Raw genomic sequence first — 15,061 nt, 5'->3', positions numbered from 1 at the left:
AAAGATCGTCCACCATCTTCCTTACTTTTGGATGGTGCGGAAACCATTCCAACATTTTATCCATAAGCAGTTTTTGCCAAGATTTTCTTAAAAACTCATAAGAGATATATTCGACTGGAACCCATTCTTTTTGATAGTCCATAGCCCCTTCGGTTACCAACACATGAATGTGGGGATGGAATTTCAAATCTCTTCCAAAGGTATGGATAACCGTAATAACCCCTACTTTGAATTCCCTCTTTTTGCTTCGGTGATGAAAATAATAACGAAACACATCAGCTACCTCTTCACTGATTTCATTTAACTTCTTGAAGTCTTGAAAAAATACAGACCGAATTTCTTTGGGAACGGTAAACACCATGTGACGGTGTGGAACATTAAATATCATCTCTTCCTGTTTTTTTGCCCAATCATCTGTATATTTCTTTCCACATCGATGACAAAAACGACTTTTACAAGTGAAACCAATAAAAACAGGAGTTGGCTTCCCTTCACATCCCAAGCACTCATAACGAGCATACCCTATATCTCGGCTTCCACATTTTATAGCTTTTTCTTCTGTCTCTTTTACATCGGCCCGATGGGATTTAGGAAAACGACGTTCATGGAGCCTCCAAAAACCATCGAAATGATCCTTGAGCATTTTCTTTATCACTCCTTGATTCTTTCGCTTTCCCACAAGCCTCTCCCCCATCGTGAACAAATGGAATAACTAAATTCTACCGTATATTTATCCACAACTCGTAAAAAAATATAATTTCCTAAACAATGAAAAAGCCCCGTCAAATGATGGGGCTTTTTGTTAATTACTTTTCAATTGTAGAAACTACGCCAGCACCTACTGTACGTCCACCTTCACGGATGGAGAACTTAGTACCTTCTTCGATAGCGATCGGAGAAATCAATTCAACAGTCATTTCTACGTTATCGCCAGGCATAACCATTTCTACGCCTTCTGGAAGATTGATTACACCAGTTACGTCCGTTGTACGGAAGTAGAACTGAGGGCGATAGTTTGAGAAGAATGGAGTGTGACGTCCGCCTTCTTCTTTCGAAAGAACATAAACTTCTGCTTTAAAGTTTGTATGTGGAGTGATGCTTCCTGGCTTTGCAAGAACTTGGCCGCGTTTAATATCTTCACGGTTAACACCACGGAGAAGCGCACCAATGTTGTCCCCAGCTTCAGCATAGTCTAAAAGCTTACGGAACATTTCAACACCAGTAACTGTTGTTTTTCTAGCATCTTCGTCGATACCGATGATTTCGACTTCATCACCAACGTTAAGGACACCGCGTTCTACACGACCAGTAGCAACGGTACCGCGTCCAGTGATGGAGAATACGTCCTCAACTGGCATCATGAAAGGTTTGTCTTTGTCACGGTCTGGTGTTGGGATGTAATCGTCTACTGCTTGCATGAGGTCAAGGATAGCTTGCTCATGGTCAGCATCGCCTTCGATAGCTTTCAACGCAGAACCTTTAACGATTGGTACATCGTCACCAGGGAAGTCATATTCAGATAGAAGATCGCGAACTTCCATTTCAACAAGCTCAAGTAGCTCTTCATCGTCTACCATATCTGTTTTGTTCAAGAATACAACGATGGAAGGTACACCTACTTGACGGGAAAGCAAAATGTGCTCACGAGTCTGTGGCATTGGGCCGTCAGCTGCAGATACAACAAGAATTGCTCCATCCATTTGTGCTGCACCAGTGATCATGTTTTTAACATAGTCCGCGTGACCTGGGCAGTCAACGTGTGCATAGTGACGAGTCTCTGTTTCATATTCTACGTGTGCTGTAGAAATTGTGATACCACGTTCACGCTCTTCCGGAGCTCCGTCAATAGCGTCATATGCCATTGCTTCACCTGTACCGGATTTTTTATGAAGAACTGTGGTGATAGCAGCTGTCAATGTAGTTTTTCCATGGTCAACGTGGCCAATAGTACCAATGTTGGCATGTGTTTTGGAACGATCAAATTTTTCTTTCGCCATTATGAATTTCCTCCCTTAATACAGGTAAATTATATGGAAGCCAGAAAGGTGTGCCTTATACGAGGGTCACCTTCCTTAGCTTACAATAAAAAATTTTTACTAACAATCATTTCTGAGAAATTATTGTCCGCTGTTTTTCTTAATAATTTCTTCAGCGATATTCTTTGGCACTTCTTCATAGTGGTCAAAGAACATAGTATAGTTACCGCGTCCTTGAGTGTTAGAACGAAGGTTAGTCGCATACCCAAACATTTCAGACAGCGGAACAAATGCTTTAATAGCTTGAGAATTACCGCGAGCTTCCATTCCGTCTACACGGCCGCGACGGGAAGTAATGTCACCCATTACGTCACCCATGTACTCTTCAGGAACAACCACTTCCACTTTCATCAGCGGTTCGAGAAGAACAGGCTGACAAAGGTCCTTCGCTTTCTTAAGTGCCATAGACGCAGCTACTTTAAACGCCATTTCATTGGAGTCAACATCGTGATAAGAGCCATCAAATAGAGTAGCTTTCACATCGATCATTGGATATCCAGCTAGCAAACCATTTTGAAGAGCTTCTTCGATACCTTGCTGTACAGATGGTACATATTCACGAGGTACTACCCCTCCGACAATTTTGTTTACAAATTCAAAGCCAGCACCTTCTTCGTTTGGCTCAAATTCAACCCAAACGTGCCCGTATTGACCGCGTCCACCGGATTGACGAACGAATTTTCCTTCGCACTTCCCAGCAGTACGAATCGTTTCACGGTAGGAAACTTGCGGCGCACCGACAGTAGCTTCTACTTTGAATTCACGCTTAAGACGGTCAACAATAATATCTAAGTGAAGTTCACCCATCCCTTTAATAAGGGTTTGGCCCGTTTCTTCATCTGTTTCCGTTTGGAAAGTTGGGTCTTCCTCAGCAAGCTTAGCTAATGCAATACCCATTTTATCGTGGTCTGCTTTAGACTTAGGCTCAACTGATAAAGAAATAACTGGCTCAGGGAACTCCATAGATTCAAGAATTACTCGATTCTTATCGTCACAAAGAGTATCACCTGTAGCAGTGTCTTTTAAACCGACACCGGCTGCGATATCCCCGGAGTAAACAGTAGAAATTTCTTCTCTAGAGTTAGCGTGCATCTGAAGAATCCGTCCAACACGTTCACGTTTTTCCTTCGTGGAGTTGCGAACATATGAACCGGATTCAAGTTTACCAGAATATACACGGAAAAATGTAAGCTTACCAACATACGGATCTGTTGCAACTTTAAAAGCAAGTGCAGAGAACGGTCCGTTGTCGTCAGCTTTACGCTCTACTTCTTCATCACTGTCAGGCAATATCCCTTTAATTGGAGGTACATCCAACGGTGATGGGAGATAATCAAGCACAGCATCGATCATCAACTGAACACCTTTGTTTTTAAACGCAGAACCGCACAGAACCGGATAGAACTCAACATTTAATGTACCTTTACGGATCGCTGCTTTTAATTCATCCGTTGTAATATCTTCACCTTCAAGGTACTTCATCATCAAGTCTTCATCAAATTCTGATACCGCTTCTACTAGTTTTTCACGATATTCATCTGCTTGTGCTTTGTATTCGTCTGGAATTTCACGTGCTTCAGTACGTGTTCCAAGGTCATCCATGTAGTAATAAGCTTCCATTGTTACTAAGTCGATGATTCCTTCGAAGTTGTCCTCTGCACCGATCGGTAGCTGAACTGCAGCAGCATTTGCTCCAAGACGGTCACTCAAAGTCCCTAAGGAGTAAATGAAGTCAGCTCCTACTTTGTCCATTTTGTTAACAAAGACAATACGTGGTACATGATAGGTTGTAGCCTGGCGCCACACCGTTTCTGTTTGAGGTTCAACCCCTGACTGAGCATCAAGCACCGCTACCGCTCCGTCCAAAACACGCAATGAACGCTCCACCTCTACAGTGAAATCGACGTGTCCAGGAGTGTCAATAATATTAATGCGGTGATCTTTCCATTGTGCTGTTGTCGCAGCAGAAGTAATCGTAATACCGCGTTCCTGTTCTTGAGCCATCCAGTCCATTTGGGAAGCACCTTCGTGTGTTTCCCCAATTTTGTGGATACGGCCCGTGTAATATAGGATACGCTCTGTAGCTGTAGTCTTACCGGCATCAATATGAGCCATGATACCGATATTACGAGTTTTTTCTAAGGAGAATTCTCGTGCCATGGACTTTCTTTTCTCCTTTCCTTCTATCCTAAGAGTTAATTGTTATATAATAAATTGTCTTACCAGCGATAATGAGCGAATGCTTTGTTGGCTTCTGCCATACGATGCGTATCCTCACGCTTTTTCACAGCTGCACCAGTATTATTGGCTGCATCAAGGATCTCATTCGCAAGACGTTCTTCCATTGTTTTCTCACCACGAAGGCGAGCATAGCTCACTACCCAGCGCAATCCTAAAGTAGTACGACGGTCTGGTTTTACTTCGATTGGTACCTGGTAGTTTGCACCACCCACACGGCGTGCCTTAACTTCAAGTACCGGCATAACATTTTTCATCGCCTGGTCAAACACTTCCATTGGGTCTTGACCTGAACGTTCACGCACAATGTCAAATGCTTTATAAAGAATATTTTGTGCTTTTCCTTTTTTTCCATTCAGCATAATGCGGTTAATTAATCTAGTAACCAGTTTTGAATTATATATAGGGTCGGGCAATACATCCCGACGAGGTACAGGTCCTTTACGAGGCATGGGTCACCCCTCCTTTCAGTTAAGTGGATAAACAGAGTTTAAATAGAAAAACTTACTTCTTTCCACGCTTAGTACCATATTTAGAGCGGCTTTGTTTTCGATCCTGCACACCAGCAGTATCAAGGGCACCGCGGACGATATGATAGCGCACACCAGGAAGGTCCTTAACACGTCCTCCGCGAATAAGCACTACACTGTGTTCCTGCAAGTTATGACCGATACCAGGAATATAAGCAGTTACTTCGATTTGGTTAGTCAAACGAACACGGGCATACTTCCGCAAAGCAGAGTTCGGCTTCTTTGGTGTCATGGTTCCAACACGAGTACATACCCCACGCTTTTGCGGAGAGTCTTGATCAGTTGGTATTTTTCTATAACTGTTGTACCCTTTATTCAAAGCTGGAGAGTCAGAACCTTTCACTTTTGCCTGACGGCCCTTACGAACCAATTGATTGATAGTAGGCATACGGCTTTTCCTCCTTTCTTCAAGCTATTTTTTAAGACCACCGTTCCAGGTGGTTCGCTTCAAAGCAAAAGTAAAGTTTTTGCCGATAGGATAAACCTATCAGCAAAAACGTCATTGCTTTTTCAAGGCAACCGCAGCTGCTCCAACGTCGATTCCACAAGCTTTTCCAAGTTTTCGCATGGAATCTACTGTGTGAATCGGGACTCCTTTTGCTTCTGCTGCGAGAAGGACTTTATTAATAACCCTGTTCTCTGCATCATCAGCGACTACTATTGCTTGAACGGAGTTCGACTCCAGAGCTTTTAACGTTTGCTTCGTTCCTATTAAAACATCAGCCGCCTGTGATACTTTTTCATAAGACATTCTATATCCTCCAAAGCACAGGGAGTTAGGCACACTTTGATAGCATATCACCGTGACCCAAAGATGTCAACACTATTTTTACTCATGAGGAACAGCTTCTTCTCCAGTCTCCACTGTTTCTTCGGAGGACTCTTCTGGAATATCAACTTCCAAGGATCTATAGCGCTGCATCCCTGTTCCGGCAGGCACCAGCTTACCGATAATAACATTTTCTTTCAAGCCGACAAGCTCATCGCGCTTCCCTTTGATTGCCGCATCTGTCAATACTCGAGTAGTTTCTTGGAAAGATGCTGCTGAGAGGAAGGAATCCGTCTCAAGAGAAGCTTTTGTGATACCAAGGATAACGGGATTGCCAACAGCCGGCTGTCCGCCTTCTTCAAGGACTTTTTCGTTAGCCGTGTCAAAGTGATGAACTTCTACCAGGCTTCCTGGCAACACTTCTGTATTACCAGAATCTGCCACACGGATTTTGCGAAGCATTTGACGAACCATAACCTCTACGTGTTTATCGCCAATTTCAACCCCCTGCATTCTATAAACCTTTTGAACTTCTTTTAACAGATATTCTTGAACAGCATGCAGTCCCGTAACCTTAAGAAGTTCTTTAGGGTCAATAGAACCTTCGGTGAGCGGCTGCCCTGCTTTAACATTTTCACCTAACTCTACTTTGAGGCGGGCTCCATACTGGGTTGTGTAACTGCGGGATTCAAGGTTCCCTTGCACTGTAATCTCTTTTTTATCCTGCAGTTCTTTAATATCAACTACCTCTCCTGCTAGTTCAGAGATTACAGCTTGACCTTTTGGATTACGTGCCTCAAACAGTTCCTGGATACGCGGAAGACCTTGTGTAATATCATCTCCTGCTACACCGCCAGTATGGAAAGTACGCATTGTAAGCTGCGTTCCCGGTTCACCGATTGATTGAGCTGCAATGATACCAACGGCTTCCCCGACTTCAACGTCAGAACCGGTAGCAAGGTTTTTACCATAACATTTTTTACACACACCGTGACGCGTATCACAAGTAAACACCGAACGAATGGTGACCTCTTCTACTCCTGCCTCTTCAATTAATTTCGCTTTATCTTCATTAATTAACTCGCCTTTTTTAGCAAGTACTTCATTTGTCTCTGGATGACGGACAGTTTTAAACGCCACACGTCCAATGAGCCGGTCTTGAAGATTTTCAATCAATTCGTTTCCTTCACGAAGCGCATGAACATCAAGACCTCTGTCTGTTCCACAATCATCTTCACGGACGATAACGTCTTGAGCCACGTCAACCAGACGGCGGGTCAGGTAACCTGAGTCTGCTGTTTTAAGAGCCGTATCAGCAAGACCTTTTCTGGCACCGTGTGTAGAAATAAAGTATTCCAAGACCGTTAAACCTTCACGGAAGCTTGACTTGATTGGGAGTTCGATAATACGTCCTGACGGGTTCGCCATCAGACCACGCATACCAGCAAGCTGCGTAAAGTTTGAGGCGTTACCACGAGCTCCCGAGTCACTCATCATGAAAATAGGATTCGTTTTATCGAGTGTTCCCATCAGCTTATCCTGGATGGTGTCTTTCGCTTCACTCCAAATAGAAATAACCTTGTTGTAGCGTTCTTCCTCGGTAATAAGACCCCGGCGGAACTGCTTCATTACACGCTCAACTTTTTCTTCTGCTTCATCTAGAATTACCTGCTTATCTCCTAGCACAACAATATCAGAGATACCAACCGTAATTCCTGCTTTTGTGGAATAGTAAAATCCTAAATCTTTCATACGGTCAAGCATTTTGGACGTTTCGATAATCTGGAAGTTTTTAAATACTTCTGCGATAATATCTCCCAAAAAGCCTTTTTTAAATGGAGGAACGGTTTCCCTGTTTTCAAACTCTTTTTTAATATCAGCGGTCATAGGAACGATATATTTTTCAGGGATCTCTTCCTCTAGGTTCGTTGCTGTAGGCTCATTGACGTACGGAAACGATTTAGGAAGGATCTCATTGAATATTAACTTCCCTACAGTTGTAAGAAGGAGTTTTTTATTTTGATCCTCTGTAAAGTTTGTTTTGTCCACAGATGCAACAGGAATTGCCACTCTGCTATGCAGGTGCACATAACCATTCTGATAAGCAGTTAATGCTTCATTAGGATCTTTGAAGACGGAGCCTTCCCCTACTGCTCCTGCCCTTTCTAAGGTGAGGTAATAGTTACCAAGAACCATATCCTGAGAAGGGGTTACAACTGGTTTTCCGTCTTTTGGATTTAAGATGTTTTGAGCAGCCAGCATTAAAATCCGTGCTTCAGCTTGAGCCTCTGCGGAAAGCGGTACGTGAACTGCCATTTGGTCACCGTCAAAGTCAGCATTGTAAGCTGTACATACAAGAGGGTGAAGCTTAACAGCTCTGCCTTCTACAAGCGTCGGTTCAAAAGCCTGAATACCAAGACGGTGCAATGTCGGTGCACGGTTAAGCAGAACAGGGTGCTCTTTAATAACTTCTTCTAGTACATCCCATACTTCCGGGTGAACGCGTTCTACCTTACGTTTGGCGCTTTTAATATTATGAGCCAGGCCTCTGCTGACCAGTTCTTTCATAACAAAAGGTTTAAACAGTTCTAAAGCCATTTCTTTTGGCAGACCACATTGATACATTTTCAATGCCGGCCCCACTACGATAACAGAACGGCCTGAATAGTCTACACGCTTACCAAGTAGGTTTTGACGAAAACGACCTTGTTTCCCTTTTAGCATATGGGAAAGTGATTTAAGCGGCCTGTTTCCTGGACCGGTAACAGGCCGGCCGCGGCGGCCGTTGTCGATCAGCGCATCTACAGCTTCCTGCAGCATCCGTTTCTCGTTCTGAACAATAATATTCGGCGCACCTAAATCTAGAAGCCTTTTTAACCGGTTATTTCGATTTATAACACGACGGTACAAGTCATTTAAGTCTGAAGTTGCAAACCGTCCGCCGTCAAGCTGTACCATAGGACGCAATTCAGGAGGTATAACTGGAAGAACATCTAAGATCATCCAAGAAGGGTGGTTTCCTGAATTACGGAAGGACTCCAGAACTTCCAAGCGTTTAATTGCACGAGTTCTTCTTTGCCCTTGAGCAGTTTCTAACTCATCTTTTAGTATTTTCACTTCTTTATCAAGATCAATATCTTGTAAAAGCTTGCGAATTGCTTCTGCTCCCATTTTAGCTGAGAAACCGCGCCCATATTTGTCGTAATAAGAACGATATTCTTTTTCAGAAAGCAATTGTTTATATTCTAGTGGAGTCTCCCCTGTATCAGTCACTACATAAGAAGCAAAATATATTACTTCTTCAAGGGATCTCGGAGACATATCCAGCACAAGCCCCATACGGCTTGGAATCCCTTTGAAATACCAGATGTGAGAAACAGGCGCAGCTAATTCAATATGGCCCATACGTTCACGTCTAACTTTTGCACGGGTCACTTCCACGCCGCAGCGATCGCACACCACGCCTTTATAGCGCACTCTTTTATACTTCCCGCAATGACATTCCCAATCTTTTGTCGGGCCGAATATTCTTTCACAAAATAGCCCGTCTTTTTCCGGTTTTAATGTACGGTAATTAATTGTTTCAGGCTTTTTGACTTCTCCGCGGGACCAAGAACGGATTTTATCCGGTGAAGCCAGACCGATTTTCATGTATTCAAAATTATTTACATCAATCAAGGGGTCAACCTCCCTTTCGAACTTTGGGGTAGCAAAAAGTACAGGCACGGGGGAAAGTTTTAAAATTGAGAATTAACCAAGGCAGCGGAAACTCTTCTCTTCATTTATAAGAGAAAAGTTCCTTCTGCACTTGTTATTTTGGGTAACCTTTGTAATGGTGCTCTGTGCTTTTAACCTTCTTAGGCGTTTTCAGTAGACTCCATCTTTAAATTTAATTTATCACTCGATTGCTCATCTTCGTCATCGAGTTCTTTCATTTCTATTTCTTCTTCCGTACTCGACAGCATTTTAACATCCATACCAAGACTTTGGAGTTCTTTAATCAGTACTTTAAATGACTCTGGAACTCCCGGTTCCGGTACATTTTCACCTTTTACGATTGATTCATACGTTTTTACACGTCCAACCACATCATCAGATTTAACTGTCAGTATTTCCTGAAGGGTATAGGCTGCACCATACGCTTCCAGGGCCCAAACCTCCATCTCACCAAAACGCTGGCCGCCAAACTGAGCTTTACCACCAAGAGGCTGCTGCGTAACAAGAGAGTATGGGCCAGTAGAACGGGCATGAAGCTTATCATCTACCATGTGAGCAAGTTTAATCATATACATAACACCCACGGAAACACGGCTGTCAAAAGGCTCTCCTGTCCGGCCGTCATAAAGAACCGTCTTACCGTCACGAGCAATACCTGCTTCTTCAAGAGTCTCCCAAACATCTTCTTCTCTAGCACCGTCAAATACTGGCGTGGCCATATGAAGGTTTAGAGAACGGGCAGCCATACCTAAGTGAAGCTCAAGAACCTGGCCAATATTCATACGTGATGGAACCCCGAGCGGGTTTAACATGATTTCAATAGGTGTTCCATCAGGAAGATAAGGCATATCTTCTTCTGGAAGTATTCTGGAGATAACACCTTTGTTCCCGTGACGTCCAGCCATTTTATCTCCTTCATGAATCTTCCGTTTCTGTACGAGATAAACGCGGACCAGTTGATTTACTCCAGGAGGGAGTTCATCTCCGTCCTCACGGTTAAAGATTTTCACATCAAGTACGATACCGTCGGCGCCGTGCGGCACTCTTAATGAGGTGTCACGTACTTCTCTGGCTTTTTCACCAAAAATAGCATGAAGCAGGCGTTCTTCAGCGGTAAGTTCAGTCATCCCTTTTGGTGTTACTTTACCGACCAGAATATCTCCATCTTTCACTTCAGCACCGACACGGATAATGCCGCGATCATCCAAATTCTTTAACGCTTCTTCACTAACATTCGGAATATCACGTGTGATTTCTTCCGGTCCAAGCTTTGTATCCCTTGCCTCTGATTCATATTCTTCAATGTGGACAGAAGTATAAACGTCATCTTTCACTAAACGCTCACTTAATATAATCGCGTCTTCGTAGTTATAACCATCCCAGGTCATAAAGCCTACCAGAACATTCCGGCCAAGTGCCATTTCACCCTTATCCATTGAAGGGCCGTCACCTAGCACTTCCCCTTTTTCGACCCGGTCCCCTTCACTTACGATCGGGCGTTGGTTATAGCTAGTGCCCTGGTTAGAGCGAATATACTTTGACAGCTTATATTTATCAATATCTGTCTCTACTTCTTTATCGTCCACGTCTTCAATACGACGGAGCCAAATTTCACGAGCTGTCACTCGCTCTACAATACCTTTGGTTTTTGCTACAATAGCTGCCCCGGAGTCTCTAGCTGAAACATATTCCATTCCTGTACCTACAAGCGGAGCTTCAGGTTCAAGCAAAGGCACGGCCTGACGCTGCATGTTCGCTCCCATTAACGCACGATTGGAGTCGTCGTTTTCCAAGAAAGGAATACATGCTGTAGCAGCAGAAACAACCTGCTTAGGAGATACGTCCATATAGTCAATTTTTTCCTTCGGTACTATTGTGTTTTCTCCTCGAAAACGGGCAATAATATTATCATCTGCAAACGATCCATCTTCGTTAAGCTTAGCGTTTGCCTGGGCTACAACGTAATTATCTTCTTCGTCTGCAGTTAAATAATCACATTCCTCCGTAACCTGACCCGTTTCATGGTCAACACGGCGATAGGCAGTTTCGATAAAACCAAATTCGTTTACTTTCGCATAACTTGAAAGCGAGTTAATAAGACCAATGTTAGGTCCTTCTGGTGTTTCAATCGGACACATTCTTCCATAGTGGGAATAGTGAACGTCACGCACTTCAAACCCAGCCCGCTCCCTGGTCAAACCACCAGGTCCTAGTGCAGACAAACGCCGTTTATGTGTAAGTTCTGCAAGCGGGTTCGTCTGGTCCATAAATTGGGAAAGCTGAGAGCTTCCGAAAAACTCTTTAATAGAAGCGATCACTGGACGAATGTTAATAAGAGCCTGTGGAGTGATCGCACTTGGATCTTGAATAGACATACGTTCCCGTACCACTCTTTCCATACGGGAGAGACCTATTCTAAATTGATTTTGTAATAACTCACCTACGGAACGAAGACGACGGTTTCCTAAGTGGTCAATATCGTCCGTTAAGCCGACACTGTGAAGCAGGTTAAAGAAGTAGTTAATAGCCGAAATAATATCTTCCGGCATAATGTTTTTGACATCACGTTCAATGTTTCCATTGCTAATTACGTTAATGACTTTATCTTCTTCCTGTTCTTCTGGCGGATAAATTTTAATTGACTGCATATTCAGATCGGCTTCTTCTACAACTCCGCCGGAAACTGTGTAACGTTTAAATCCAAGATTGTTTTCCAAATAAGGAAGCAATCGATCAAGAGTTCTTCTATCTAAAATAGCGCCTTCCTCGGCCAGAATTTCACCTGTTTCAGGATCTGCTAATGTTTCAGCCAATCGCTGATTAAAAAGACGGTTTTTAATATGAAGTTTTTTATTTACCTTATAACGCCCAACGTTTGCTAGGTCATAACGTTTAGGGTCAAAAAATCTCGTTTCTAATAGGCTTTTTGCGCTTTCTACAGTTGGAGGCTCACCTGGACGAAGGCGCTCATAGATTTCGAGCAAGGCTTTTTCTGTCCCGTCGGTGTTATCTTTCTCCAATGTATTGCGTAAGTACTCATCTTCACCAAGCAAATCAATGATCTCTTGATCAGACCCGAATCCAAGCGCACGCAAGAGTACCGTAACAGGAAGCTTTCTGGTACGGTCTATTCGCACATATACGATGTCTTTTGCATCGGTTTCAAGCTCAAGCCATGCACCCCGGTTCGGTATCACTGTAGCAGTGTATCCTTTTTTCCCGTTCTTGTCCGTTTTTTTATTAAAATAAACACTAGGCGAACGCACAAGCTGAGATACAATAACTCGCTCTGCTCCATTAATAATAAATGTACCGGTATCTGTCATCAGAGGGAAGTCACCCATAAATACTTCCTGCTCTTTCACTTCACCAGTTTCCTTATTCATAAGACGAACTTTCACTCGCAAAGGTGCAGAATACGTAACGTCTCTTTCCTTGGATTCGTCAATCGAATACTTCGGCTCACCAAGGCTGTAGTCAATAAACTCAAGAACCAAATTACCCGTGAAATCTTCGATGGGGGAAATATCCTGAAACATCTCACGAATACCCTCATCAAGAAACCATTGATAAGAAGCTGTTTGAATTTCAATCAAGTTTGGAAGATCTAACACTTCATTAATTCTTGCATAGCTTCTTCTGTGGCGGTGGCGTCCAAACTGAATAAGTTGACCTGTCAACTGAGTCACCCCTTAAATATCGCATAATGTCCACCTATCTTTTCGACAGGCAGTATACCCAAGGCGGCTGCCAAAATATAGAAACATAAAGACCCTGACTGCCGGATCCTTTATGTTTACTCCATCTTTTAGTGCCCGACCTTTCTTTTTCGTACAAAGAAAAAAATGGTTTCTTCATAAAAAGAACCACTATTTTCCAACTGTCAGGCTGATTATATTATTTTTCCCTGATCCTGCCTTTTTTATACATCTTTTAGGTATGAAAAATATAGAGCGGACGTAATAATGTATTATATCCGAGAGGATACTTATACGCATTAAATAACAATAACACAAAAGAAAGAAGCGGTCAACTTTTCTTTGCACGAAAAATATAATATCCTTTATTCTTATTTACAGTTTCAACTTCTCGGAAAACAGATTCCAGCTTATCTTTGGCCGAGGGTGCCCCTTGTTTTTTTTGAACTACCACCCAAAGTTCCCCTTCTGACTGCAGATGTTTAGCTGCTTGTTCAAACAAGGAATGAACTACTTTCTTGCCTGCTCTTATTGGAGGGTTGGATATTATAGCAGCAAAATCAGACTTGGATATGGAAGAAAACAAGTTACTTTCAACAACCTTTATGTTGTTTAAACTGTACGTATCTGCATTTTTCTCTGCAAGCGAGACAGCTCTCTTATTCACATCCGCAAGCCATACCGCACGTTCTGTCTCAGCAGCAAGAGTTATACCAATCGGTCCGTATCCGCATCCCATATCCAAAATATCCCCCTGAAGTTCAGGCCAAGTGAACGATTCCAATAAAGTCCGGCTGCCAAAGTCCACCTCTCTTTTGGAAAAAACTCCATGATCACTTGTAAACTTCATGGTTTTTCCGCGAAGATAACTTTCTATTTTCCTTTCGTCGCTTTCTTTATCTGGTGATTGTTCATAGTAGTGGCTGCTCACTCAGTTGTCACGTCCTTCTTTTTTCTTTTTCTGATTATAGTTTAGCAAAAGTACATCATTGCTCTCAAATCATTTTACAGAAGCCAGGGTCCATCCCGTTGATTATCAGCTGTGAAAGATGCGACCGTTCGACAACATAAAAAAAGAGCCTTCTCTATAGAATAGAGAAAACTCTTTTAAAACCAATTTACTTAAGTTCGATTTTAGCACCAGCTTCTTCAAGCTTGCTTTTAAGCTCTTCAGCTTCTTCTTTGTCTACGCCTTCTTTGAGAGTTTCTGGTGCTCCGTCTACAAGAGCTTTAGCTTCTTTCAAGCCAAGGCCTGTGATTTCACGAACAACTTTGATAACGTTGATCTTAGAAGCGCCTGGGTCTTCTAGAACTACGTCAAATTCAGATTGCTCTTCTTCTACTTCTGCAGCACCGCCGCCGGCAACTGTTACTGGCGCAGCAGCTGTAACACCAAATTCTTCTTCAATTGCTTTTACTAGATCGTTCAATTCAAGAACGGACATTTCTTTAATCGAATCAATGATTTGTTCTTTACTCATTGTTGATCCTCCTTAAATAATAATGTTTATTCTATAGCACGTGACAAATTTGCATCGGAAAACCTTCTTGCTTATGCGCCTTCTTCTTCTTTTTGATCGGCAACTGCTTTGGAAGCCAATGCAAAGTTGCGGATAGGCGCTTGAAGTACACTGAGAAGCATAGAAACCAAACCATCGTGGGATGGAAGGCTTGCAAGCTCCTTAATTTCATCAAGGGAAGCTACACGACCTTGAATGACCCCAGTTTTAATTTCAAGCTGCTCATGATCTTTAGCAAAATTGTTAAGAACCTTAGCCGGAGCCACAACATCTTCTGTACTTGTTGCAACTGCTGTTGGTCCAACAAGATGCTCATCAATCTCTGTTAAGTTCGTTTTTTCTGTAGCACGGCGCACCATAGTGTTTTTATATACTTTAAAGTCAACGCCAGCTTCACGAAGCTGCTTACGCAGTTCTGTTGCTTCAGCAACATCCAAGCCGCGATAGTCAACCACGATTGTAGAGACACTGTTTTCAAGTTTATCTGCAATCTCTTGAACAACTTGCTGCTTTTGTTCGATCACTTTGCTCAACTGTCACACCTCCTGCTCTC

The 15,061-nt window shown here is 42.8% G+C and carries 11 protein-coding genes; all 11 read right to left on the bottom strand.

Annotated elements, in window-relative coordinates:
* Nucleotides 1-679 (bottom strand): IS91 family transposase (locus tag ACE1TI_RS18195; protein WP_375008962.1); only part of this gene is annotated, 679 nt, incomplete at its 3' end.
* Nucleotides 680-806: 127 nt separating this feature from the next.
* Nucleotides 807-1,997, bottom strand: a complete 1,191-nt coding sequence (gene tuf, locus ACE1TI_RS18190) for an elongation factor Tu (protein WP_375008961.1) — start codon at nucleotides 1,995-1,997, stop codon at nucleotides 807-809.
* A 120-nt stretch (nucleotides 1,998-2,117) separates the two neighbouring features.
* A complete protein-coding gene (gene fusA / locus ACE1TI_RS18185) occupies nucleotides 2,118-4,196 on the bottom strand; it encodes an elongation factor G (protein WP_375008960.1) in 2,079 nt (692 codons plus the stop codon).
* A 59-nt stretch (nucleotides 4,197-4,255) separates the two neighbouring features.
* Nucleotides 4,256-4,726 carry a 30S ribosomal protein S7 gene (gene rpsG / locus ACE1TI_RS18180; RefSeq protein ID WP_375008959.1) on the bottom strand — a complete coding sequence of 157 codons (471 nt, stop codon included), beginning with the start codon at nucleotides 4,724-4,726 and terminating at the stop codon, nucleotides 4,256-4,258.
* A 52-nt stretch (nucleotides 4,727-4,778) separates the two neighbouring features.
* Nucleotides 4,779-5,192 carry a 30S ribosomal protein S12 gene (gene rpsL / locus ACE1TI_RS18175; RefSeq protein WP_091587322.1) on the bottom strand — a complete coding sequence of 138 codons (414 nt, stop codon included), beginning with the start codon at nucleotides 5,190-5,192 and terminating at the stop codon, nucleotides 4,779-4,781.
* Nucleotides 5,193-5,303: 111 nt separating this feature from the next.
* Nucleotides 5,304-5,555: a 50S ribosomal protein L7ae-like protein gene (locus ACE1TI_RS18170; protein ID WP_375008958.1), complete on the bottom strand. Its 252-nt coding sequence runs from the start codon at nucleotides 5,553-5,555 to the stop codon at nucleotides 5,304-5,306.
* A 78-nt stretch (nucleotides 5,556-5,633) separates the two neighbouring features.
* Nucleotides 5,634-9,251, bottom strand: a complete 3,618-nt coding sequence (gene rpoC, locus ACE1TI_RS18165) for a DNA-directed RNA polymerase subunit beta' (RefSeq protein WP_375008957.1) — start codon at nucleotides 9,249-9,251, stop codon at nucleotides 5,634-5,636.
* A gap of 179 nt (nucleotides 9,252-9,430) precedes the next feature.
* Nucleotides 9,431-12,970 carry a DNA-directed RNA polymerase subunit beta gene (rpoB, locus tag ACE1TI_RS18160; RefSeq protein ID WP_375008956.1) on the bottom strand — a complete coding sequence of 1,180 codons (3,540 nt, stop codon included), beginning with the start codon at nucleotides 12,968-12,970 and terminating at the stop codon, nucleotides 9,431-9,433.
* Between the two features lie 349 nt (nucleotides 12,971-13,319).
* Complete coding sequence (locus ACE1TI_RS18155) at nucleotides 13,320-13,919, bottom strand: class I SAM-dependent methyltransferase (protein WP_375008955.1); 600 nt, start codon at nucleotides 13,917-13,919, stop codon at nucleotides 13,320-13,322.
* 187 nt (nucleotides 13,920-14,106) lie between these two features.
* A complete protein-coding gene (gene rplL, locus ACE1TI_RS18150) occupies nucleotides 14,107-14,469 on the bottom strand; it encodes a 50S ribosomal protein L7/L12 (protein WP_375008954.1) in 363 nt (120 codons plus the stop codon).
* 71 nt (nucleotides 14,470-14,540) lie between these two features.
* Nucleotides 14,541-15,041 carry a 50S ribosomal protein L10 gene (gene rplJ / locus ACE1TI_RS18145; RefSeq protein WP_375008953.1) on the bottom strand — a complete coding sequence of 167 codons (501 nt, stop codon included), beginning with the start codon at nucleotides 15,039-15,041 and terminating at the stop codon, nucleotides 14,541-14,543.
* Nucleotides 15,042-15,061 lie beyond the last annotated feature (20 nt).

Source organism: Alteribacillus sp. JSM 102045, assembly GCF_041949975.1.
In the GTDB taxonomy this organism is placed as follows: Bacteria; Bacillota; Bacilli; order Bacillales; family Marinococcaceae; genus Alteribacillus.
This window is presented reverse-complemented; position numbering and strand designations above follow the sequence as displayed.

What these genes read in the sequence shown, in the direction of transcription:
- rpsG (WP_375008959.1), bottom strand. Translation starts at nt 4,726, where the DNA reads ATGCCTCGTAAAGGACCTGTACCTCGTCGGGATGTATTGCCCGACCCT.
- tuf (WP_375008961.1), bottom strand. Translation starts at nt 1,997, where the DNA reads ATGGCGAAAGAAAAATTTGATCGTTCCAAAACACATGCCAACATTGGT.
- rplL (WP_375008954.1), bottom strand. Translation starts at nt 14,469, where the DNA reads ATGAGTAAAGAACAAATCATTGATTCGATTAAAGAAATGTCCGTTCTT.
- rpsL (WP_091587322.1), bottom strand. Translation starts at nt 5,192, where the DNA reads ATGCCTACTATCAATCAATTGGTTCGTAAGGGCCGTCAGGCAAAAGTG.
- fusA (WP_375008960.1), bottom strand. Translation starts at nt 4,196, where the DNA reads ATGGCACGAGAATTCTCCTTAGAAAAAACTCGTAATATCGGTATCATG.
- ACE1TI_RS18170 (WP_375008958.1), bottom strand. Translation starts at nt 5,555, where the DNA reads ATGTCTTATGAAAAAGTATCACAGGCGGCTGATGTTTTAATAGGAACG.